The organism is Streptomyces sp. NPDC040622, assembly GCF_055593965.1.
The window spans coordinates 441,682-461,970 of the sequence record NZ_JBVIXD010000007.1 but is presented as its reverse complement, the minus strand read 5'-3'; the positions used below and the strand labels follow the sequence as shown (position 1 = coordinate 461,970).

At 72.1% G+C, this 20,289-nt stretch carries 19 protein-coding genes and 1 pseudogene; 11 read left to right on the top strand and 9 right to left on the bottom strand.

The genetic code is table 11. The features are described 5' to 3' along the window. Positions 1-5 precede the first annotated feature (5 nt). Positions 6-608 (bottom strand): dihydrofolate reductase family protein, encoded by a 603-nt coding sequence (locus tag ACZ592_RS22655; protein ID WP_471583391.1) that lies wholly within the window; start codon positions 606-608, stop codon positions 6-8. A gap of 69 nt (positions 609-677) precedes the next feature. On the opposite strand from ACZ592_RS22655, the gene ACZ592_RS22650 reads away from it, so the two are divergent. Continuing rightward, complete coding sequence (locus ACZ592_RS22650; protein WP_471583390.1) at positions 678-1,253, top strand: TetR/AcrR family transcriptional regulator; 576 nt, start codon at positions 678-680, stop codon at positions 1,251-1,253. Positions 1,254-1,383: 130 nt separating this feature from the next. On the opposite strand, the pseudogene ACZ592_RS22645 reads toward ACZ592_RS22650, so the two are convergent. Together ACZ592_RS22645 and ACZ592_RS22640 are read right to left on the bottom strand one after the other, a co-directional pair. After that, a pseudogene (locus ACZ592_RS22645) lies at positions 1,384-2,093 on the bottom strand (ArsR/SmtB family transcription factor). A gap of 99 nt (positions 2,094-2,192) precedes the next feature. Then, positions 2,193-2,840 (bottom strand): TetR/AcrR family transcriptional regulator, encoded by a 648-nt coding sequence (locus ACZ592_RS22640; RefSeq protein ID WP_471583389.1) that lies wholly within the window; start codon positions 2,838-2,840, stop codon positions 2,193-2,195. A gap of 105 nt (positions 2,841-2,945) precedes the next feature. Between ACZ592_RS22640 and ACZ592_RS22635 the strand changes: the two genes are divergently transcribed. The 3 genes from ACZ592_RS22635 to ACZ592_RS22625 all read left to right on the top strand — a co-directional run bounded on the left by ACZ592_RS22635 (position 2,946) and on the right by ACZ592_RS22625 (position 5,233). Further along, the gene (locus tag ACZ592_RS22635) at positions 2,946-4,097 is read left to right on the top strand and encodes an acyl-CoA dehydrogenase family protein (protein ID WP_471583388.1); all 1,152 of its coding nucleotides are present in this window, start codon (positions 2,946-2,948) and stop codon (positions 4,095-4,097) included. A gap of 92 nt (positions 4,098-4,189) precedes the next feature. Continuing rightward, positions 4,190-4,477 (top strand): YiaA/YiaB family inner membrane protein, encoded by a 288-nt coding sequence (locus tag ACZ592_RS22630; RefSeq protein ID WP_471583387.1) that lies wholly within the window; start codon positions 4,190-4,192, stop codon positions 4,475-4,477. A 117-nt stretch (positions 4,478-4,594) separates the two neighbouring features. Next, positions 4,595-5,233, top strand: coding sequence for a TetR/AcrR family transcriptional regulator (locus ACZ592_RS22625; protein WP_471583386.1), 639 nt, complete (start codon positions 4,595-4,597; stop codon positions 5,231-5,233). Here ACZ592_RS22625 and ACZ592_RS22620 read toward each other — a convergent pair. Beyond that, positions 5,224-5,688, bottom strand: coding sequence for a MaoC family dehydratase (locus tag ACZ592_RS22620; RefSeq protein ID WP_471583385.1), 465 nt, complete (start codon positions 5,686-5,688; stop codon positions 5,224-5,226). The two genes, ACZ592_RS22625 and ACZ592_RS22620, sit on opposite strands and share 10 nt — an antisense overlap. Positions 5,689-5,806: 118 nt before the next feature. Between ACZ592_RS22620 and soxR the strand changes: the two genes are divergently transcribed. After that, positions 5,807-6,277 (top strand): redox-sensitive transcriptional activator SoxR, encoded by a 471-nt coding sequence (gene soxR / locus ACZ592_RS22615; RefSeq protein WP_471583384.1) that lies wholly within the window; start codon positions 5,807-5,809, stop codon positions 6,275-6,277. Between the two features lie 21 nt (positions 6,278-6,298). Here the strand turns inward: soxR and ACZ592_RS22610 are convergent, their stop codons facing one another. Then, positions 6,299-7,363: an RNA ligase (ATP) gene (locus ACZ592_RS22610; protein ID WP_471583383.1), complete on the bottom strand. Its 1,065-nt coding sequence runs from the start codon at positions 7,361-7,363 to the stop codon at positions 6,299-6,301. Positions 7,364-7,575: 212 nt separating this feature from the next. Between ACZ592_RS22610 and ACZ592_RS22605 the strand changes: the two genes are divergently transcribed. After that, entirely contained in the window at positions 7,576-8,094 is a 519-nt protein-coding gene (locus ACZ592_RS22605) for a hypothetical protein (protein WP_471583382.1), read from the top strand. A 12-nt stretch (positions 8,095-8,106) separates the two neighbouring features. On the opposite strand, the gene ACZ592_RS22600 is transcribed toward ACZ592_RS22605, so the two are convergent. Next, positions 8,107-8,715, bottom strand: a complete 609-nt coding sequence (locus ACZ592_RS22600; protein ID WP_471583381.1) for a hypothetical protein — start codon at positions 8,713-8,715, stop codon at positions 8,107-8,109. A gap of 293 nt (positions 8,716-9,008) precedes the next feature. Here ACZ592_RS22600 and ACZ592_RS22595 point away from each other — a divergent pair, with 293 nt between their 5' ends. Further along, entirely contained in the window at positions 9,009-11,840 is a 2,832-nt protein-coding gene (locus ACZ592_RS22595; protein ID WP_471583380.1) for a penicillin acylase family protein, read from the top strand. A 72-nt stretch (positions 11,841-11,912) separates the two neighbouring features. Here ACZ592_RS22595 and ACZ592_RS22590 read toward each other — a convergent pair whose 3' ends face one another. Beyond that, positions 11,913-13,178 (bottom strand): serine-threonine protein kinase, encoded by a 1,266-nt coding sequence (locus tag ACZ592_RS22590; protein WP_471583379.1) that lies wholly within the window; start codon positions 13,176-13,178, stop codon positions 11,913-11,915. Between the two features lie 90 nt (positions 13,179-13,268). Beyond that, a complete protein-coding gene (locus ACZ592_RS22585) occupies positions 13,269-14,603 on the bottom strand; it encodes an MFS transporter (RefSeq protein ID WP_471583378.1) in 1,335 nt (444 codons plus the stop codon). A gap of 127 nt (positions 14,604-14,730) precedes the next feature. On the opposite strand from ACZ592_RS22585, the gene ACZ592_RS22580 reads away from it, so the two are divergent. Further along, on the top strand, positions 14,731-15,429 hold the full coding sequence (locus tag ACZ592_RS22580) for an alpha/beta fold hydrolase (protein ID WP_471583377.1): 699 nt from the start codon (positions 14,731-14,733) through the stop codon (positions 15,427-15,429). 29 nt (positions 15,430-15,458) lie between these two features. On the opposite strand, the gene ACZ592_RS22575 is transcribed toward ACZ592_RS22580, so the two are convergent. Beyond that, entirely contained in the window at positions 15,459-16,712 is a 1,254-nt protein-coding gene (locus ACZ592_RS22575; RefSeq protein ID WP_471583376.1) for an exo-beta-N-acetylmuramidase NamZ family protein, read from the bottom strand. 125 nt (positions 16,713-16,837) lie between these two features. On the opposite strand from ACZ592_RS22575, the gene ACZ592_RS22570 reads away from it, so the two are divergent. From ACZ592_RS22570 to ACZ592_RS22560, 3 genes are read left to right on the top strand one after another with little or no spacing between them, the layout of a single operon-like run. Continuing rightward, the gene (locus tag ACZ592_RS22570) at positions 16,838-17,605 is read left to right on the top strand and encodes an SDR family oxidoreductase (protein ID WP_471583511.1); all 768 of its coding nucleotides are present in this window, start codon (positions 16,838-16,840) and stop codon (positions 17,603-17,605) included. Then, a complete protein-coding gene (locus ACZ592_RS22565) occupies positions 17,602-19,302 on the top strand; it encodes a class I adenylate-forming enzyme family protein (RefSeq protein ID WP_471583375.1) in 1,701 nt (566 codons plus the stop codon). Before ACZ592_RS22570 ends, ACZ592_RS22565 begins: the two co-directional genes overlap by 4 nt. Positions 19,303-19,323: 21 nt before the next feature. Beyond that, the gene (locus ACZ592_RS22560) at positions 19,324-19,917 is read left to right on the top strand and encodes a TetR/AcrR family transcriptional regulator (protein ID WP_471583374.1); all 594 of its coding nucleotides are present in this window, start codon (positions 19,324-19,326) and stop codon (positions 19,915-19,917) included. Positions 19,918-20,289: the final 372 nt, after the last annotated feature.

Genomic DNA, 20,289 nt, shown 5'->3' with positions numbered 1-20,289 from the left:
GGTCCTCACCGAATTATCGCCGGCCGCCTCTCGAACCACGTGACCAGTACGTCGTTGGGGAACGACTCGCGCGCGGTCACGCGGAACCGCGTGGGGTCGAACCTCCCGCCGAAGAGGGGGACTCCCGCGCCGGCGACCACGGGGTAGCTCTTGATGATCAGCTCGTCCAGTTCGGGCAGCAGCGCGGCCGCGACCTGGCCGCCCCCGCACAGCCAGATGTCCTGCCCCTGCTGCCGCTTGAGGTCGCGGACCAGCGCGAGCGGGTCGCCGCCGGTCACGGTGACCGCCGGGTCGGGGGCGGCGGACGGGGTGTGCGACAGGACGTACTGGCGCAGATGCGCGTACGGGCTCGGGGTGCCGTGGGCGAGCGCCTGGCGGTAGGTTCCGTTGCCCATCACCACCGTGTCGAAGCGCTTGCCAGGGGCGTTCGCGAGGCCCACGTGCGGGCGCAGGGCCGTGGGGACCGTCTCGGGGTAGCGGGCGTTGATCGAGGCCGCGTACGCCGTGGCCTGCTCCTCGTCGCCCACGGGGTAGAAGTCGAACTCGCCCCCGGGTCCCGCGATGTATCCGTCGACGGAGGTGCCGATGTAGTACACAAGCTTGCGCAACTGGTAACTCCCCCTGTAGTACTCTCTTTGTAGTGGTTGGAACATAGTACTGCAGATGGAGTGGTGTCAATGGTGCGCAGGAACGACGGCCGGCGGGCGGCCCTGGTGGACGCCGCCATCGAGGTGCTCGCCAGGGAGGGGGCCCGCGGGCTGACCTTCCGGGCGGTGGACACCGAGGCCGCGGTGCCGGCCGGCACGGCCTCCAACTACTTCAGCAACCGCGACGACCTCCTCACCCAGGCGGGCTCCCGCGTCTACGAACGGCTCACGCCCGACGCGGCGGCCGTCGAGCGGCAGCGCACCGCCGGGCGCGACAAGGAGACCTACGTCGAGCTGATGCGTGAGGTCGTCGGGCGCGTCAGCGGCTTCCGCACCGGCTATCTGGCCCTGCTCGAACTGCGCCTGGAGGCGACCCGGCGGCCGGAGCTGCGCGCCGTCCTGACCGAGCGCGTCCGGGCCGACCTCGACGCCAACCTCGCGTACCACGCGGAATCCGGTCTGCCGGGCGACGCGATGGCGGTCAAGCTCCTGTACCTGGCCTTCAACTGGCTCATCGTCGAACAGCTCACGCTGCCGGACGTGCTCTCGGAGGAGGAGAGGGAGGCGATCGTCGTGGCGGCGGTGGAGCGTGTCGTGACGGAGTGAGCGAGGCTGTTGGCGCTCCGGAAGGTGGGTGAACTCGCGGGCGCGCGGCCTCAGTCCGGACACGACGGCCTCGGACACGACGGCCTCGGAGGCGACGGCCTCGGACAACGCAGCCTCGGGAACGGCCGTCTCAGAGGTCCTCGATGCCGAGGTGTGCCGCGAACGCCCGCGCCCCCGCCGGGGTGACGCGCACGGCGCGCTCCGAACCGATCCGCTCGCACCAGCCGGTGGTCAGCGCGTGCCGGCACAGGGCCGCCCCCGCGACCCCCGCCAGGTGGGGCCTGCGTTCCGTCCAGTCGACGCAGTACCGGGCCAGCGGCCGCCGCCCGCCGTGCGTCAACTCGATCCCCAACTCACCGAACCACGCCACCCCTTGGTCGGTCAGCGCGAACCCGGTGTCCTGCCGCAGCAGCCCCGCTCCGTCATCGCCCCGGTGATCGCGATCCCGAGCCGCCCCGCCAGGTGGTCGTAGCAGGTGCGGCCCCGCGCCATCGCGCCCGCGGCGCCGGCCTCGCGCAGCGTGCGGGGCCGCGCCCGCGCCCCGGGGGCCGCGTGGCCCGCCAGGTCCTCGACGAGCTGCGCGACCCGTGTGCCGGCGAGCCGCACATAGCGGTGCCTGCCCTGCCGCTCCTCGGCGAGCAGGCCGCCCGCCACCAGCCGGCCCAGGTGCTCACTGACCGTCGACGCCGCGACGCCCGCGTGCCGGGCCGGCTCGCCCGCCGTCCAGGCCCGCCCGTCGAGCAGCGCGAGCAGACAGGCCGCCCGCGTCTCGTCCGCGAACAGCGCGGCCAGGGAGGCGAGGGCGGGAGCGACGGCGTTCTTCGAGTGACCCGGCTTCATGTCCCCAGGATCGGTCAGGAACCCTTCGGCGCGCACCGAACCGTCCGGCCGGCGTGAGCGGCGCGTGCCGGACCGGTGCGGCCCGTCGGGCGCGGCCCGTCAGGTGCGCGCCGCGACCTGCTCGTACTGCAGCGCGAGGCCGTCGAGCAGCGCCTGGAGGCCCGTCTCGAAGGCCCGCTCGTCGATGACCTCCTGGCGGTCGGCGAGCAGGTGGGCCTGGCCCAGGTGCGGGTAGTCGGCCGGGTCGTAGGCGGTCTCGTCGTCCACGAAGCCCCCGGCGAACGAGCCGAGCGCGGAGCCCATGATGAAGTAGCGCATCAGCGCGCCGATCGACGTGGCCTGTGCGGCCGGCCAGCCCGCGTCGACCATGGCCCCGAACACGGCGTCGGCCAGCCGCAGTCCGGCCGGGCGGCGGCCGGGGCCGCCGGCCAGCACCGGCACGATGTTCGGGTGCAGCGTCAGGGCGGCCCGGTAGGAGACCGCCCAGTCGTGCAGCGCCGTGCGCCAGCCGCGTCCGTCGCCGGGGTCGAACATCGACAGGTCGACCTGGGCGCTCACCGAATCCGCGACCGCCTCCAGGATCTGGTCCTTGGTGCGGAAGTGGTTGTAGAGGGAGGGCCCGCTCACCCCGAGCTCGGCGGCGAGGCGGCGGGTGGAGACGGCCGCGAGTCCCTCGGAGTCCACGAGCGCGCGCGCCGTCTCGACGATGCGTTCTCTGCTGAGGAGGGGCTTGCGCGGTCGGGCCATGCGGCACATAGTAGGGCTGCCGCAACAAACTAGCAGTGCTAATTTAAATCTCGACCGTGACGCTTCGGATCTCGGCCGTGATCCGACCGTGGAGAGGTGCCCGCGATGAACCTGGAGCTCAGCGACGAGCAGACCGCCGTCCGCCGGCTGGCCAAGGACTTCGTGGCGCGCGAGATCGCCCCGCACGTCGTCGCGTGGGACCGTGCCGAGAGCGTCGACCGGGCCGTCGTGAAGAAGCTCGGCGAGGTCGGCTTCCTCGGGCTCACCGTCGACGAGGAGTACGGCGGCTCGGGCGGCGACCACCTCGCGTACTGCCTGGTGACCGAGGAGCTCGGCCGCGGGGACTCCTCCGTGCGCGGCATCGTCTCCGTCTCGCTCGGCCTGGTCGCCAAGACCATCGCGCACTGGGGCAGCGAGGAGCAGAAGCGGCAGTGGCTCCCGGGGCTCACCTCCGGCGAGTACGTCGGCTGCTTCGGGCTCACCGAGCCGGGCACCGGATCCGACGCGGGCAGCCTCACGACCCGCGCCGTGCGCGACGGCGACTCGTACGTCGTCAACGGCACCAAGATGTTCATCACGAACGGCACCTGGGCCGACGTCGTCCTCCTCTTCGCCCGCACCGGCGACGCCCCGGGCCACAAGGGCGTGTCCGCCTTCCTGGTCCCGACCGACACTCCCGGCCTCACCCGCCGCACCCTGCACGGCAAGCTCGGCCTGCGTGGCCAGGCCACCGCCGAACTCGTCCTTGAGGACGTCCGCGTCCCCGCGTCGGCCATGATGGCGCCGGAGGGCAAGGGCTTCTCGGTCGCCATGTCGGCCCTCGCCAAGGGACGGATGTCGGTCGCCGCCGGATGCGTGGGCATCGCCCAGGCCGCCCTCGACGCGGCGGTCGCGTACGCGACCGAGCGCGAGCAGTTCGGCAAGACCATCGCCCACCACCAGCTGGTGCAGGAGCTCCTCAGCGACATAGCGGTCGACGTGGACGCCGCGCGCCTGCTGACGTGGCGGGTCGCCGACCTCATCGATCGCGGCCAGCCCTTCGCCACCGAGTCCTCCAAGGCCAAACTGTTCGCCTCGGAGGCCGCCGTGCGCGCCGCCAACAACGCCCTGCAGGTGTTCGGCGGCTACGGCTACATCGACGAGTACCCGGCGGGCAAGCTGTTGCGCGACGCCCGCGTGATGACCCTCTATGAAGGCACCAGCCAGATCCAGAAGCTCGTCATCGGCCGTGCGCTGACCGGGGTTTCGGCCTTCTGAGGGCCGGGGCGCGGGGGACCGGTCCCGTCTGAGTACGCGGCTGAGTACACGAGCGGATGCGGCGGGGGCCACCGGCGCCCGACACTGCCTCCATGACCGAGCCTCCCGTCAAGCAGCAGACCACGGCCGCCTTCTACGGCCAGGCCATCGCCTCCTTCTCCGTCGCCCTGGGCGCGGTGTCCGTCGGCATCGGCTACCTCGACGCCTCCGCCTGGGTGCGGGGCTTCCTGGCCATCTCGGTGCTCTACCTGACGACCTCCGCGTTCACCCTGGCCAAGGTGATCAGGGACCGTCAGGAGGTGGAGCAGATCGTCAGCAGGGTCGACCAGGCCCGCGTCGACCGGCTGCTCGCCGAACACGACCCGTTCGCCAAGCCCTGACCGCGCCCTCCGCGGCCGCGCCTTCCCACGCCCGCCCGCCGCCGCCCTAAGCGCTTGCTCACCGACAGGGGTATGGTGTCCCTCCCGGCAGACCGGGGCAGGCACGAAGGAGTGGGCATGGGTGCGGCGGAGGAGACCGGCGGCGAGGAGCAGCCGTGGGGCGAGGTCAGCCCCGACGCGGCCAGGCGGCTGCTGGTCGCCGCCGTCGAGGCCTTCGCCGAGCGCGGCTACCACGCGACGACGACGCGGGACATCGCGGGCCGCGCCGGCATGAGCCCCGCCGCGCTCTACATCCACTACAAGACGAAGGAAGAGCTGCTCCACCGGATCAGCAGGATCGGCCACGACAAGGCCCTGGCCATCCTGCGGACCGCGGCGGACGGCGAGGGCGGCCCCGCCGAGCGGCTGGCGGCGGCGGTGCGCTCCTTCGTCGGCTGGCACGCCGCCCACCACATGACCGCGCGGGTCGTGCAGTACGAGCTCGACGCCCTCGGCGAGGAGCACCGCACGGAGATCGTCGCGCTGCGCCGCAGGTCGGACGCGGCCGTGCGGGACATCATCAACGACGGCGTGCGGTCGGGGGAGTTCGACGTTCCCGACGTGCCGGGCACCACGCTCGCCGTGCTCTCGCTCTGCATCGACGTCGCCCGCTGGTTCAACACGGCGGGACACCGGACCCCCGACGAGGTCGGCGCGCTCTACGCCGACCTCGTGCTGCGGATGGTGGGCGCGCGGCCCGGGGAACCTCAGAAGTAGTAGCGGGACACCGACTCCGCCACGCACGCGGGCTTGTCGCCGCCCTCGCGCTCCACGGTGACCTTGGCCGTCACCTGGACGCCGCCGTCCTTCGTCGGTGTCACGTCGGTGAGCACGGCGCTCGCGCGCAGCCGTGAGCCGACCGGCACCGGGGAGGGGAAACGGACCTTGTCCGTGCCGTAGTTGATGCCCATCTTCATGCCCTCGACGCGCATCGTCTGCGGCACCAGGCTCGGCAGCAGCGACAGGGTCAGGTAGCCGTGCGCGATGGTGGTCCCGAAGGGGCCCTGCGCCGCTTTCCCGGCGTCCACGTGGATCCACTGGTGATCGCCCGTGGCCTCGGCGAAGAGGTCGATCCGCTTCTGGTCGATCTCCAGCCAGTCGCTGGGCCCGAGCGGCTCGCCGACCCCGGCTCGCAGTTCCTCGGCCGACGTGAAGATCCTCGGCTCCGCCATGTCCCTGGCCTCCTAGACGTATGCAGCAACGCATGCAGAAACGTGCGCAGACTAAGCGCTTGCTCAGCATGCGGGGTGTGCCGACGCGTGTCAACGGACCTGCCAGTAGGTTTGAGGGGTGCCCCAGATTCCGGAGAAGGTCCACGAACTCACGGTCGGCCAGCTGGCCGACCGCGGCGGTGTCGCCGTGTCCGCCCTGCACTTCTACGAGTCCAAGGGCCTCATCAGCAGCCGCCGCACCTCCGGCAACCAGCGCCGCTACCACCGGGACACGCTGCGCCGCGTCGCCTTCATCCGCGCCTCGCAACGCGTGGGCATCCCGCTCTCCACGATCCGCGAGGCCCTGGACTCGCTCCCCGAGGAGCGCACCCCCAACCGCGAGGACTGGGCGCGGCTCTCGGAGGGCTGGCGCTCGGAGCTGGACAAGCGCATCAAGCAGCTGGGCCGGCTGCGCGATCACCTCACGGACTGCATCGGCTGCGGCTGCCTGTCCCTGGACACCTGCGTGCTCTCCAACCCCGACGACGTCTTCGGCGAGCGGCACAGCGGCTCCCGCCTGATGGTGGACCGGGGGCCCCGGCGGACGTGAGGGTCCGCCGGGGCCGGTGTCTCACTCGTACTCCGTGCCGCCCTTGCGCGTCAGATAGGCCGGACTGACCGCCTTCGCGATGGCCCGCCCGCCGGTCACCGGGCTGTACCGCTCCACGGCGGGCCGGATCACGACGCCCTCGCGCAGATGCAGGTCGCGCCCCGAGACGGTCTCGCGGCCCGACGCGAGCTCCAGGACGAGGCCGGCGTCGTAGGGGCCCTCGTACAGGCGTGGCACCAGGGGCAGTTCGCCCTCCAGCTCCGCGGGGTCCAGCCAGCCCAGCCGTCCTGCGATGTCCACGCCGACGTCGAAGACCGCGTACCCGAGGGTGTCGCGCCTGCCGTCCGCGCCGTACGTCAGGTCCTGCACGCCCGCGCCGTACACCTCGCCGAAGATGCCGACCCGGCGCGCCCCGAGCCGCTCCGCGAGCTTCGCCGCGGCGGCCGCGACACCGTGGCCGCGGACCGCCCGCCAGTACAGGTTGCGCGGGTCCTCCCGCAGGGCCAGCGACTTGGCGCCGAACCCCTTCGAGGAGACGTACGTGCGGCCGGTGCCGGCGACGTACGTCACCAGGCAGGCCGAGCCGTGCAGCTTCTCGGTGAGGACGACCTGCTCGCCGGGCGCGAAGATGTCCGGGTGGCGCTGGATGTTCTCGATGTCGACCCACGGCAGCAGGTCGGGCGCGGCCTCCACGTCGCCGTTCATCGTCGGCGGGATCGGCGGCACCCACTTGGTGATGCCGAGCCAGGAGGCGAAGTCCGTGCCGTCGGCCGCGGCCCGCGCCAGGTCGACGCCGGCCAGTGCGGCGGGCCGGCACACGATGCCCTGCGACAGCTCGCCGCGCAGCCGAACCGCCTTGACCCGGTCGCCGTTGCCGCCGGCGAGACGCCCGGTGAGCCCCAACTCCTCGATGAGCGCGGTGGGCAGCACCGCCTGCTCGGGGATGTACACCGCGCTCTCGCCGGTGCGGTAGGCGCCCTTGGCGACGACCGCGCGGTACAGGCCCACCTGGGCCAGTTCGAGGGCGTCGGCGCCCGGATGCTCGTGGATCGTCAGTACTTCGGCGGTGACGCGCAGCGTCGACATGGCCTGTCTCTCCTCAGGGATCACCGGTGTCCGTCACCGGCGATCACCCTGCCGTGCCGCAAAACGACATGACCACCGGAATTTCCCTGTGCTAGGTCTGGCCGAAACCGGGCGGGACGTACCAACGTGTGTTCTGCATAAGGACGTACGAGGAAGCACGAGGACGCACGAGCCAGCACCCAGCGCACGTCGACGCCGATCGGGGGAAGCCCATGTCCGTCGCCATCTGCTCCTTGCTGTGGGACGCCGCACGGCACGGTCCGCAGTCCGTCACGTACGACAGTGACGGCTATCACCTGGTGCGCTTCCCGTACGGCGCGGGTGACGAGTCCTACGACCCGTGGCGCATGCACGACCCGTCGAAGGGCCTCACGTCCCCGTCGAAGTTCCCCGACGCCCGTTCGGGACTGATCTGGCCGAGCCACGACGGCTGGGCCCTGCTCTCCGCGATGGTCTTCTGGAAGCCGGATTCCCGGGCGACCGAGTTCCGCGCGCGCTACGTCCGCGACCCGCTCAGCCTGTCGACGGGGTACGACTCGACCGCGACGACCGACTCCACGCCGACGCGGGGAGGGCAGTACCGGACCTACCTCTGGCAGATGTTCGTGCACCCGGACACGCCCCTGGGCGTGAAGGTCTCGGCACGCGGCGCGGGAGACGTGAAGCTCGCCACGCCGCTGATTCACGCCCAGTTCAAGCTGGCCATCCACACGGACGTGGTCACGCCCTGAACGCGGCGCACCTCACGCCGACACCAGGGGGCGAAGCCGCCTCACCCGTGCCCGGGACACCGCGTCCTCGGTGAGGACGGGGCCGGGCACGACGATGCCGCAGCCCGTGCAGACCGCCCCCGAGGACGGCTCGTGCGCCAGGCCGTGCATCCAGACGAGGGCGGTGTCCGCACAGACCGGGCAGGACGTGCCCGGCTCCCTCTCCAGGGCCGCGATGAGCCGGCGCAGGACTTCGGCGAGGGATTCCCGCGGGTGGACGTCCGGGTCGTCGCACCAGGCGACCCCGCACCCGCCCCACGTGCAGCGGTGCCAGTCGTCGGTGCTGCCGGGGCGCCTGAGCCCGTCGTGCTTCTCCTTGCGGCGGCGCTCCGCGAAGCCCGCCTCGTAGGCGAGCCAGACCGCTCGCGCCGCCTCCAGTTCGTTCAGCGCGGCCACCAGCCGCGCCGGGTCGGGAGACCTGTCCTCGGGGGCGAAGCCCGCCCGGGAGCACAGATGGTCCCAGGTCGCCCGGTGTCCGTAGGGGGCGAACCTCTCCAGGCACTTGCGCAGCGAGTACCGCCGCAGTGCCAGATCGCTCTGCGGATCACGCACCTGTCTCGCGAGACTCCGGAATCCGGCCATCGCCCTGCACCTCCGTCACACGTACTTCCGTACTGGTCCCCGTGTTCCGTTATCGCCGGCGTCGAGGTCGATCGAGTTCGAAACGACGTCGCCGAGTAGACGTATCGACACGCGAATCGGCTCCCTCATCCCGCCACCGTTTTTCGCCTGCCCCGGTGAGCTGGTGTGATGCAGACACAAGGGGGGCGCGTTGTGGTGATTCGGAAAAGGCGACGCATGTTCATCTTTCGGGTTCGCCAACCCGCCAGTAGCCTCCGCCGCATCGGCCTTCCGCAGGACCCGGAGGAGCACCCATGCGACGACGCAACGTCAGGCTCAGAACTCTCACGGCGGGAGCGGCGCTGGCGCTCGCCGCCGGCCTCCTCGCGCCCCAGTCGGGCGCCGCGGCCGCCGCGCGCGAGCCGGCCCCGGGACAGGAGGCCACGGACTACTGCGCGGGCCAGTGCGCGGACGTCCTGCCGCCCGGCGCGAACGGCGGCGCGACGCTCGCGGAGATCCTCGCCCACCGGCTCCTGGGCACCCAACCCGCGCACGCGGACGACCAGTTGGGCCCCTACGACGCGCTCTCCTCCGGCTATCCCTCGCTCACCGACGACCGGCTGACCGAGTTCTTCAACGACGCCTCGTTCGGGGTGGGCGAAGGCCAGGTCGCCTCCGTCACCAAGCCGCGCGACGACGTGACGATCACCCGCGACAAGAAGTACGGCATCCCGCACATCAAGGGCACCACCCGCTACGGCACCGAGTACGGAGCGGGCTTCGCCGCGGGACAGGACCGGCTCTGGCTCATCGACCTCTTCCGGCACATCGGGCGCGGACAGCTGACGTCGTTCGCGGGCGGCGCACTCGCCAACCAGGGCCTGGAGCAGCAGTTCTGGCCGCAGGCCCCGTACACCGAAGAGGACCTGGAGAAGCAGGTCGAGTACATCAGGTCGACCCAGGGCGAGCGCGGCAAGCAGGCGATGGAGGACGCGCAGGCCTACATCGACGGTCTCAACGCCTACCGCGTGAAGTCCAAGAACGGCCGCTACTTCCCCGGCGAGTACGTCCTCACCGGCAAGATCGACGCGATCACCAACGCCGGCGAGATCGAACCCTTCAAGATCACCGACATGATCGCCCTGGCCTCCGTGGTCGGCGGGCTCTTCGGCAACGGCGGCGGCGGCGAGGTCGAGTCGGCCGTCTCCCTGCTCAAGGCCCAGGAGAAGTACGGCGTGGAGAAGGGCACGAAGGTCTGGGAGTCCTTCCGCGCCCGCAACGACCCCGAGGCCGTCCAGACCATCCACGACGGCACGAGCTTCCCCTACGCGGGCAAGCCGGACACGGCGCGCGGCACCGCGATGCCCGACGCCGGCTCGGTCGAGCGCGAACAGCTCGTGTACGACCGCGAGGGCGGCGCCAGGACCGGCGCGAAGGACCCGGTGCGGGCGCCCAAGAAGCTCAAGCCGCTCCAGGGCATGTACGACAAGGGTGTGCTGCCCTCGGACCTCTTCCGCCGGGACGGCCACAAGAAGGGCATGTCCAACGCGCTGCTGGTCTCCGGCAAGCACACCGCGAGCGGCAACCCCGTCGCCGTCTTCGGCCCCCAGACCGGCTACTTCGCACCGCAGCTCCTCATGCAGCAGGAGCTCCAGGGGCCCGGCATCAGCGCCCGGGGCGTCTCCTTCGCGGGCGTCGGGATGTACGTCCAGCTGGGGCGCGGCCAGGACTACGCGTGGTCGGCCACCTCCGCCGGGCAGGACATCACGGACACCTACGCCGTCGAGCTGTGCGAGCCGGGCGGCGGCACGCCCACCAAGCAGTCCACCGGCTATCTCTACCAGGGCACGTGCACGCCCATGGAGAAGCTGGAGCGCAAGAACGCCTGGAAGCCGACGCTCGCCGACTCCACGGCCGCCGGCTCCTACCGCATGCAGGTCTTCCGCACGAAGTACGGCGTCGTCACACACCGCGCGAGCGCCGGGGGCAAGCCCGTCGCCTACGTCTCGCTGCGCTCCACCTACCGCCACGAGGCCGACTCGATCATCGGCTTCCAGATGCTGAACGACCCCACGTACGTCAAGGACGTCCCGACGTTCAAGAAAGCGGCGCAGCACATCAGCTACGCGTTCAACTGGTTCTACGCAGACTCGCGCGACATCGCGTACTACAACAGCGGCGCCAACCCCGAGCGCGCCGAGAACATCGACCCCGCCCTGCCCGTCAAGGCCGAACAGGCCAATGAGTGGCGGGACTTCGACCCCGCCGACAACACCTCGGCGCAGACCCCGCCCGCCGAGCACCCGCAGTCCGTCAACCAGGACTACTACATCTCCTGGAACAACAAACAGGCCAAGGACTTCAGCACCGCCGGATTCGGCGTGAGCGCCGTGCACCGCGGTGACCTGCTGGACGGGCGCGTCAAGAAGCTCACCGAGGAGGGCGGCGTCACCCGCGCCTCGCTCACCCAGGCCATGTCGGAGGCGGCCGTCACCGACCTGCGCGGCGAGCAGGTACTGCCCGAGCTCCTCAAGGTGCTGCGCAGCAAGCCGGTCACCGACCCGCAACTGGCCAAGGCCGTGCAGCAGTTGGAGGCCTGGCGCAAGGCGGGCACACAGCGCAACCAGACGTCGGCGGGCTCCAGGACCTACGCCCACCCCGACGCCGTGCGCGTCATGGACGCCTGGTGGCCGCTGCTCGTCGAGGCCGAGTTCAAGCCCGGACTCGGTGCGGACCTCTACGACGCGCTCACGTCCCAGCTCGCCACCGACGAGGCGCCATCGGCCGGGCACGGGCCCACCGGGGCGCACGCCGGATCGGCCTTCCAGTACGGCTGGTGGGGCTACGCCGACAAGGACCTGCGCAAGGTCCTCGGACAGCCCGTGCGGGGCGAGCTCGCCGAGTCCTACTGCGGCGACGGCAAGCTCGACGCCTGCCGCGACGCCCTGCTCGGCACGCTCGCCCGGGCCGTCGCCAAGCCCGCCACCGAGGTCTACCCCGGTGACGACGCGTGCAAGGCGGGCGACCAGTGGTGCGCGGACTCGGTCGTCCACCGGGCGCTGGGCGGCATCACGCACAAGCCGATCCAGTGGCAGAACCGCCCGACGTACCAGCAGGTCGTGGAATTCCCGCGACACCGCGAGTAGCCGGCCACCGTTCCGGCAGCCCGGGGCCTGTCCGCCGGACAGGCCCCGGGCGCGGCCCAGGTGCGTCGCGCCCTAGGCGCGCGCGATCCGCCCCGCGGCGAACACGACCCGTGCCAGCTCCTCGTGGCACACGTCGCTGTGCGCCCCGGAGGGCGGGCCGCCCCGCCGCACCACCGACGCCGCGTCGAGGCTCACGCACCCCTTCGCCGGTATCTTCTGGCCCAGCTTGATGCGCTTGGTGCCGGTCACGGAACGGACGCCGTTGTAGCCGATGGCGCCCCACCGCTCCCACAGGTCGAGGAAGCCCGACGAGTCGCCGGCCAGCTTCGAAGCCAGCGGGTAGATCCGCCCCAGCGCGTCGTCGAAGCGGGAGTGGCAGGAGACCAGCGGGCCGTCGACGCGGTGCTGCATGCCGTGCAGGGCGCCGCCCCGCGACGTGTCGTGCGGCAGCCGCTCGGCGAACGTGTAGTGCGAGAAGGCCCCTTGCAGCAGCGTCACCGACTTCACCGCGCGCACGTCCGCGGGCATGCCGCGCAGCGCGTACGAGACGAGGCGGGCGCCGAAGCTGTGCCCGATGAGATGCACCTTGATCGTGGGCACGTCGGCGGCTAGCAGCCCGATCGCGGGCCCGAGCCCGAGCTGCCCCACCGCGCCGGCCCGGCGCTTCATCGCGTAGTACGTGCCCTGCCGCAGGAGTTCGTGCGCGCCGTCCCACAGTCGCTCGCGGAGCCGTCCGAGCAGGGCGGGATCCCCGATGTCGGCGCGCGCGGCGGCGAAGATCTCGCAGACCTGGACGGCGTCGTCGGTGAGCATGGCGGGCTCGCCCGCGCCGGTGTCCTGGCCGAAGTGCCGCGCCGGATGCGTCTCGCGCAGGGAGACCAGTTCACGGACGTGCCTGCCGAACTCGTAGACGCGCGAGGGTACTTGGGAGCGCTCCGCGAGGAGTTCGGCGATCCGGTCGAGGGTCTGGGCGTGGTCGGGGAAGGCGCGGTCGAGCGCCTGCCGGGTGGCCGCGTCCAGGACGGGTTCGCCCGGTGGGGTGGCGGCGACGGCGGCGGCCGACGGGTCGAGGTCGGGGATCGGTTCGTCGGGGAAGCGGATGGCGGGCCAGAGCACCCCGACGTAGCCGAGGCGCACCCCGGCCCCCGCGAGGTCCTGGCAGGGCGCGAAGAAGCGCTGGTACAGCTTGCGCGCGTCCTTCTTCTCGTTGTTCCAGCCGTGCGCGAAGACCAGCAGATCGGTCACGTTCTCACGTTCCGCGCCGGCCAGCAGCTGCGCGCGCTGCGCGGTGTCGACGTCGCCGTCGGCGTCGAAGGTCAATTCCCAGTAGGGCTCCACGCCGGTATGGTCCTGCGGCCCGGGCCACCTGGCCAGATGCCGCGCACGTTCTGCCCTCCCGCCGGTCAGGTCGCTTCTGCCGCGCGCGGTTCAGGCGAGTTCGCGCTCCCGCGTCTCCGGCAGCCCGAGCACGCACAGCAGGGAGACGACGGCCATCGCGCTCACGTACCAGCCCACCGACGAGGAACCGAACTCCGACTGCAGTCGGGTCGCCACCAGCGGCGAGACCGCGCCGCCGAGGACACCGCCCAGGTTGTAGGCGAGCGAGGCGCCCGAGTAGCGCACGCTGGTGGCGAACAGCTCGGGCAGGTAGGCGCCCATCGGGCCGTAGACCACCCCCATGCAGAACAGCGCGCCGCCGATCGCGAGCGCGACGAGCACCGGCTGCTCGGTGTCCAGGAGCGGGAAGAGCACGAGCCCCCACACCACCGCGAGCGCCGTCCCCGCGAGGACCAGCCTGCGCCGCCCCGCCCCGTCGGAGCGCGTCGCGGCGAGCCAGGTGCCGGCCGCGAGGAAGAGGCACGCCACCATCGAGAGGCCGAGCATCGTGTTGCGGGAGATGTGCAGGGTGCCGGTGGCGTAGGCGAGGCAGTAGGTCGTGGCGGTGTAGAAGAGGCCGTACGCGACGACCATGCCGCCGGCGCCGAGCAGCAGTTCGCGGGGGTGGCGGCGCAGCACGTCGAGCGTGGGCACCTTGCTGGCCTCCTGCGCCTGAATGACCTTCGCGAAGACCGGCGTCTCGCTGATCCGCAGCCGCACGAACAGGCCGACGGCGACGAGGAGGAAGGAGAGCAGGAACGGCACGCGCCAGCCCCACGAGCGGAACGCGTCGTCGGAGAGCGCGGACGAGAGCAGCCAGAAGACACCCGTGGCAGCGAAGAACCCCACCGACGGGCCGAGTTGGGGGAAGGCCGCGTACAGTCCGCGCTTCTTCCTCGGCGCGTGCTCCACCGCGAGCAGCGCCGCGCCGCCCCACTCGCCGCCGAGCCCGATGCCCTGGAGGAAGCGGAGCAGGATGAGCAGCAGGGGCGCCCAGATGCCCCAGGTGCCGTAGCCGGGCAGGAGTCCGACGAGGGCGGTCGACAGGCCCATCAGGAGCAGCGAGGCCACCAGGACGGACTTGCGGCCCACCCGGTCGCCGAAGTGCCCGAAGATCACCGAGCCGATGGGCCGGGCCGCGAACGCCACCGCGTACGTCGAGAACGACGCGAGGGTGGCGTTGACCGGGTCGAGGGTCGGGAAGAACGCCTCGTTCAGGACGAGGGCGGCCGCCGTGCCGTAGATGTAGAAGTCGTAGAACTCGATGGCCGTCCCGATGAAGGACGCCACCGCCACCCGGCGCAGGCTCTCCGGGCTGCCGTCCGCATCCTGGACCTGCTGTTTCTCGCTTGCTGTCGCTTCGCTGTGCACGAGCGGCACTCTCATGGTGGATGTATGGGCCAGTCAATACCTGGGACGGGGCGTCTCGGTCATTGAGACCGGGCCGTTCGCGGGTCCGTCAGGGGGCCGAGGGGTCTGCCCCGCCACGGCCGGGACGTGTACGTTCTGCGCCATGGCGGATTTCATTCTCGTGGCAGGAGCGTGGCTCGGCGCGTGGGCCTGGGAGGACGTGGCGCTGGACCTGCGGAACGCGGGACACGGCGCCCACCCGCTGACGCTGTCGGGCCTCGCCGACAAGCAGGACGTGCCGGCCGGTCAGGAGACCCACGTGCGGGACGTCGTCGAGGAGGTCGAGCGCCTCGGCCTGCGCGATGTCGTCCTGGTCGGGCACAGCTACGCGGGCATCCCCGTCGGCCAGGCCGCCGAGCGGATCGGTGACCGGCTCCACCGTGTCGTGTTCGTCGACGCCGGCGTCCCCGTCGACGGCGAGTCCTTCGCCTCCCTGTGGTGGCGGGGCCAGCCGGATTTCGAGGCCCAGCTCGCCGAGGGCGAGGGCTACTGGTCGCCCCTGAACGCGGCCGACTTCGACGGGCAGGGCCTGGACAGCGAGCAGGTCGCCCGCATCGCCAGCGGCTCGACCCCGCACCCCGGCGCCAGCCTGACCGAGCCCGCCGTCCTGGAACGCAACCTCGGCGAGCTGCCCGCGACCTACATCAAGTGTCTGCTCGACGGCGAGGACCCGAACGACGACGTGGCCGAGCTGCTCAAGAGCGAGCGCTGGCGGCTCGTCGAGATGGACACGGGACACTGGCCGATGTTCTCCCAGCCCCGCGAGCTGGCCAGGATCCTGCACGCGAGCGTGCGCGGCTAGAGTCCGGCGGGCGCCCTGACGCACGGGCCCTACGCGTAGCGCAGATACCTCCGGCGCACCGCGCGGAAGCGGTCGAGGCCGTCCTGCCAGGCGCCCGCCACCTCGTCGTGGCCCGCGCCGGCGTCGATCATCGTGCGCACCCGCGCCGACCCCGTCAGCCTGTCGATCCAGTGGTCGGAGCGCCAGGCGAAGCCGCTCCACACCTTCTTCGCCGTCACCAGGAGCGCGATGCCGGTGCGCACCGGGTCGTACGACTCCCTGTCGTGGACGTGGAGTTGGACGCCGCCGACGGTCTTCCCCTCGAACTTGGAGAAGGTGGGGGAGAAGTAGGCCTCCCTGAAGTGCACGCCGGGCAGGTCCAGTCCGGCGAGCTCCGCGGCCCACCGCCGGTCGATGCCCGCCGCGCCGAGCAGTTCGAAGGGGCGGGCGGTGCCGCGCCCCTCCGACAGGTTCGTGCCCTCGAACAGACAGGTGCCCGGGTAGGCCAGGGCGGTGTCGGGCGTCGGCATGTTCGGGCTCGGCGGCACCCACGGCAGGCCCGACGCGTCGAAGAAGTCGGCGCGCCGCCAGCCCCGCATCAGCACGGTCTCCAGCTCGACCGGGCGCTCCAGGAACTCCCCGTTGAAGAGCAGGGCCAGCTCCGCGACCGTCATCCCGTGGGCCTGCGCGATCGGCTCCCGCCCCACGAAGCTCGCGAACTTCCGCTCCAGGACCGGTCCGCGGGCCTCCCGGCCCGTCACCGGATTCGGCCGGTCCAGGACCACGAAGCGCTGGCCCGCGCGCCGCGCGGCCACCATGCAGTCGTACAGCGTCCAGATGTACGTGTAGAAGCGGGCGCCCACGTCCTGGATGTCGAAGACCAGGGTGTCCGCGCCCGAGCCCGCGAAGGTCTCCGCGAGCTCCTTGCCGCTCTTCCGGTACGTGTCGTACACGGGCAGTCCGGTCGCCGGGTCGTCGTGCCGCCCCTCGGACCCGCCGGCCTGCGCGGTGCCGCGGAAGCCGTGCTCGGGGCCGAACACCGCGACCACGTCCACGCGCGCGTCGGCGTGCAGGACGTCCACGATGTGGCGGGCGTCGCGGGTCACGCCCGTGGGGTTGGTGACGACGCCGATCCGCCGCCCTGCCAGGAGCGCGTAGCCGTCGTCGGCCAGGCGCTCGAAGCCGGTACGCGTCCGGGACGCCGGGGCGGATGGGGCTCCCGGGGCGGGCGGGACCATCGCGGTGCGCAAGGTGCCCGCGGTGCCCGCGGTCGCGGCGAGCAGCCCTCGCCTGGAGAGGTTCATGGCTCCGCACGCTAGTGCCCCGTGCCCCGCGGACGAACGAACCCGGCCCGCGCGCACCCCTTTCGCCACGACATACCGACTGGTTAGTCTGCCAGCGAAGCCGAGCCGCGGGCCGAAGGAGAACCATCGTGGAGACCCTGCAGGACAAGGGAGTCGTCGTCACCGGCGGGGGAGGCGGGATCGGGGCCGCACTCGCCCGCCGCTTCGCCGAAGAAGGAGCGCGCGTCGTCGTCAACGACCTGGACGGCGCCAAGGCGAAGGCCGTCGCCGACGAGGTGGGCGGCATCGCGGTGCCGGGCGACGCGTCCGTGGTCGTGCCCGAGGCCCGCGAGGCGCTCGGCGGCACGGTCGACGTGTACTGCGCCAACGCCGGGCTCGGCTCCGGCGGCAGCGAGGCCGCGCCCGAGGAGGTCTGGGCCGCGGCCTGGGACGTCAACGTGATGGCACACGTGCGGGCGGCCCAGGCCCTGCTGCCCGACTGGCTGGAGCGCGGCGGCGGCCGCTTCGTCTCCACCGTCTCCGCGGCCGGCCTGCTCACCATGATCGGCGCCGCGCCGTACAGCGTCACCAAGCACGGCGCGTACGCCTTCGCCGAGTGGCTCTCGCTCACGTACCGCCACCGCGGCCTCAAGGTCCACGCGATCTGCCCGCAGGGCGTGCGCACCGACATGCTCGCCGCCACCGGCACCGCCGGCGACCTCGTGCTCACGCCCACCGCGATCGAACCGGACGACGTCGCCGCCGCGCTCTTCGCCGGCATGGCGGAGGACCGCTTCCTGATCCTGCCGCACCCCGAGGTCGCCGCGTACTACCAGGCGCGGTCCGCCACCCCCGACAAGTGGCTCTCGGGCATGAACCACCTCCAGCAGAAGTGGGAGGAGACCGAGCGGTGAGCACCCTTCCCCCCACCGGATCCCCGTACGCCGCCAAGCCCTGGCTCGCCCGGCTCAACGAGGCCCAGCGCGGCCCCGTGCACCCCGCCGCCTCCGTGCCGCACGCCTTCCGCGACGCCGTCGCGCGGGCCCCCGGACACACCGCCCTCGCCTACTTCGACGGGCGCCTGAGCTACCGGGAGACCGACGAGCTCAGCGACTCCGTCGCCGGACACCTCGCCGCACGCGGCATCGCCCGCGGCGACCGCGTCGCGATCCTCCTGCAGAACACCCCGCACTTCGTGCTCGCGCTGCTCGGCGCGTGGAAGGCGGGCGCCACGGTCGTCCCCGTCAACCCGATGTACAAGGCGGCCGAGGTCCGGCACGTCCTGGCGGACGCCGGGGTGAGCGCGCTGATCTGCTCGGACCGCGCCTGGGAGACGTACCTGCGCGAGACCGCGGCCGGTTCGCAGGGCTCTCGGGGCTCCAGGGTCGAGGTGGTCCTCACCGCATGCCAGCTCGACCTGCAGACCCGCGACGACCCCCGCGTCCTCGACTTCGAGCGCCTGGCGCAGGCCGACGACGCCGACGACCTGCTGGCCGTCGCCCGGCAGGGACTCCCGGCCCCCGCCGACCGCACGCTCGGCCCGTCCGACGTCGCGCTCATCAGCTACACCTCGGGCACCAGCGGCACCCCCAAGGGCGCCATGAACACCCACGGCAACATCACCTACAACGCCGAACGCCAGCGCACCGGCTCCGGCATCGCGGAAGGCGCCTGCTACTTCGCGATGGCGCCGCTCTTCCACATCACCGGCATGGTCGCCCAGGTCGCCGCCTGCATCGCCAACGCCGGCACGCTCGCGCTCGCCTACCGCTTCGAGGCCGGCGTGGTCCTCGACGCGTTCGCCGAGCACCGCCCCGCGTACACCGTCGGCCCCTCCACCGCCTTCATGGCGCTGGCCGCCCACCCCTCGGTGACCCGCGCGCACTTCGACTCCTTCGTGATGATCTCCTCGGGCGGCGCGCCGCTGCCCCCGGCGCTGGTGGAGAAGTTCCGCGCCTCCTTCGGCCCCTACCTCCACAACGGCTACGGCCTCACCGAGTGCACCGCGCCCTGCGCCTCCGTGCCGCCCGGACAGGAGGCACCGGTCGACCCGGTCTCCGCCACCCTCGCCGTCGGCGTCCCGGGTCCCGAGACGGTCGTACGCATCGTGGACGACCTCGGCCACGAGGTCCCCCTCGGCGAGCAGGGGGAGATCGTCGTCAGCGGCCCGCAGGTGGTGCCCGGCTACTGGCGACGGCCCGACGCCACCGCCGACACCTTCCCCGACGGCGAACTGCGCACCGGCGACATCGGCTTCATGGACACGGGCGGCTGGCTCTACGTCGTCGACCGCAAGAAGGACATGATCAACGCGTCCGGCTTCAAGGTGTGGCCGCGCGAAGTGGAGGACGTCCTCTACAGCCACCCCGCCGTGCGCGAGGCGGCCGTCGTCGGCATCCCCGACAGCTACCGGGGCGAGAGCGTCAAGGCGTACGTCAGCCTGCGTCCCGGCGGCGACGCCGGACCCGACGAGCTGACCGCGTACTGCAAGGAGCGGCTGGCCGCGTACAAATACCCGCGCGAGGTCGAGGTCCTCGCGGAGTTGCCGAAGACGACAAGTGGGAAGATCCTCCGGCGGGAACTGCGTTCCCGCGCACGGAACAGCAAGTGACGCGAAAGGCAGGTGGCGGCAGTGGCCCGAACGACGGACGGTGACGGCACGCCCGTCCCGCAACGGCTCCTCGCCGCCGCCACCCGGCTCTTCGCCGACCAGGGCTACGACCGCACGTCGGTGCAGGAGATCGTGGAGGCGGCCGGCGTCACCAAGGGCGCGCTCTACCACTACTTCGGCTCCAAGGACGACCTCCTGCACGAGGTCTACGCCCGCATGCTCCGCGTCCAGCAGGAGCGGCTCGACGCCATCGCGGGTTCGGACGCACCGGTCGCCGAGCGGGTCCGCGACGCCGCGGCGGACGTCGTGGTCACCACCATCGACAACCTCGACGACGCCTCGATCTTCTTCCGCTCCATGCACCACCTCAGCCCGGAGAAGAACAAGCAGGTCCGCGCCGAGCGGCGCCGCTACCACGAGCGCTTCCGGGCCCTCATCGAGGAGGGTCAGGAGTCGGGCGTCTTCTCCACGGCGACCCCGGCGGACCTCGTGGTCGACTACCACTTCGGCTCGGTCCACCACCTCTCCACCTGGTACAGCCCCGAAGGACCGCTCACCCGGCAGCAGGTCGCCGACCACCTGGCCGACCTGCTGCTGCGGGCGCTGCGGCCGTGAGATGAGCGGGTGACCGGGCCGGCAGGCCTCAGTCGGCGTCCTCGTGGCCGTGCGTGACGAGCAGCTGTTCCATGCTCGCGTGGGCGGCGGCGGCCTCGTCGTTCAGCCCACCCTGCGAGTCGAACCCGCCGGGCAGGAGCTGCCAGGCCGCGTCGGCCGCGTCCCGGGGGATGCCCGCGGCTTTACGTCAGCTCCTGGTCCGGTCCCCACTGGGGGTGCTCGGTGGGCCGCGTGGCGTAGTGCCCGTCCAGCCAGCCAGCCAGCCAGCCAGCCAGCCCGGCGCTGCGCCCAGTGCGCCACCGCGGCATTCGCCGCGCCGCCGCTGCAGCGCGGCCGGACCCGTGGGGGCCCGGCGCCCGGCGACGGCCCGCA

What these genes read in the sequence shown, in the direction of transcription:
- ACZ592_RS22600 (WP_471583381.1), bottom strand. Translation starts at nt 8,715, where the DNA reads ATGGCCGGATTCCGGAGTCTCGCGAGACAGGTGCGTGATCCGCAGAGC.
- ACZ592_RS22595 (WP_471583380.1), top strand. Translation starts at nt 9,009, where the DNA reads ATGCGACGACGCAACGTCAGGCTCAGAACTCTCACGGCGGGAGCGGCG.
- ACZ592_RS22625 (WP_471583386.1), top strand. Translation starts at nt 4,595, where the DNA reads ATGGGTGCGGCGGAGGAGACCGGCGGCGAGGAGCAGCCGTGGGGCGAG.
- ACZ592_RS22620 (WP_471583385.1), bottom strand. Translation starts at nt 5,688, where the DNA reads ATGGCGGAGCCGAGGATCTTCACGTCGGCCGAGGAACTGCGAGCCGGG.
- ACZ592_RS22580 (WP_471583377.1), top strand. Translation starts at nt 14,731, where the DNA reads ATGGCGGATTTCATTCTCGTGGCAGGAGCGTGGCTCGGCGCGTGGGCC.
- ACZ592_RS22585 (WP_471583378.1), bottom strand. Translation starts at nt 14,603, where the DNA reads ATGAGAGTGCCGCTCGTGCACAGCGAAGCGACAGCAAGCGAGAAACAG.
- ACZ592_RS22630 (WP_471583387.1), top strand. Translation starts at nt 4,190, where the DNA reads ATGACCGAGCCTCCCGTCAAGCAGCAGACCACGGCCGCCTTCTACGGC.
- ACZ592_RS22640 (WP_471583389.1), bottom strand. Translation starts at nt 2,840, where the DNA reads ATGGCCCGACCGCGCAAGCCCCTCCTCAGCAGAGAACGCATCGTCGAG.
- ACZ592_RS22575 (WP_471583376.1), bottom strand. Translation starts at nt 16,712, where the DNA reads ATGAACCTCTCCAGGCGAGGGCTGCTCGCCGCGACCGCGGGCACCGCG.
- ACZ592_RS22605 (WP_471583382.1), top strand. Translation starts at nt 7,576, where the DNA reads ATGTCCGTCGCCATCTGCTCCTTGCTGTGGGACGCCGCACGGCACGGT.
- ACZ592_RS22610 (WP_471583383.1), bottom strand. Translation starts at nt 7,363, where the DNA reads ATGTCGACGCTGCGCGTCACCGCCGAAGTACTGACGATCCACGAGCAT.
- ACZ592_RS22650 (WP_471583390.1), top strand. Translation starts at nt 678, where the DNA reads ATGGTGCGCAGGAACGACGGCCGGCGGGCGGCCCTGGTGGACGCCGCC.
- ACZ592_RS22635 (WP_471583388.1), top strand. Translation starts at nt 2,946, where the DNA reads ATGAACCTGGAGCTCAGCGACGAGCAGACCGCCGTCCGCCGGCTGGCC.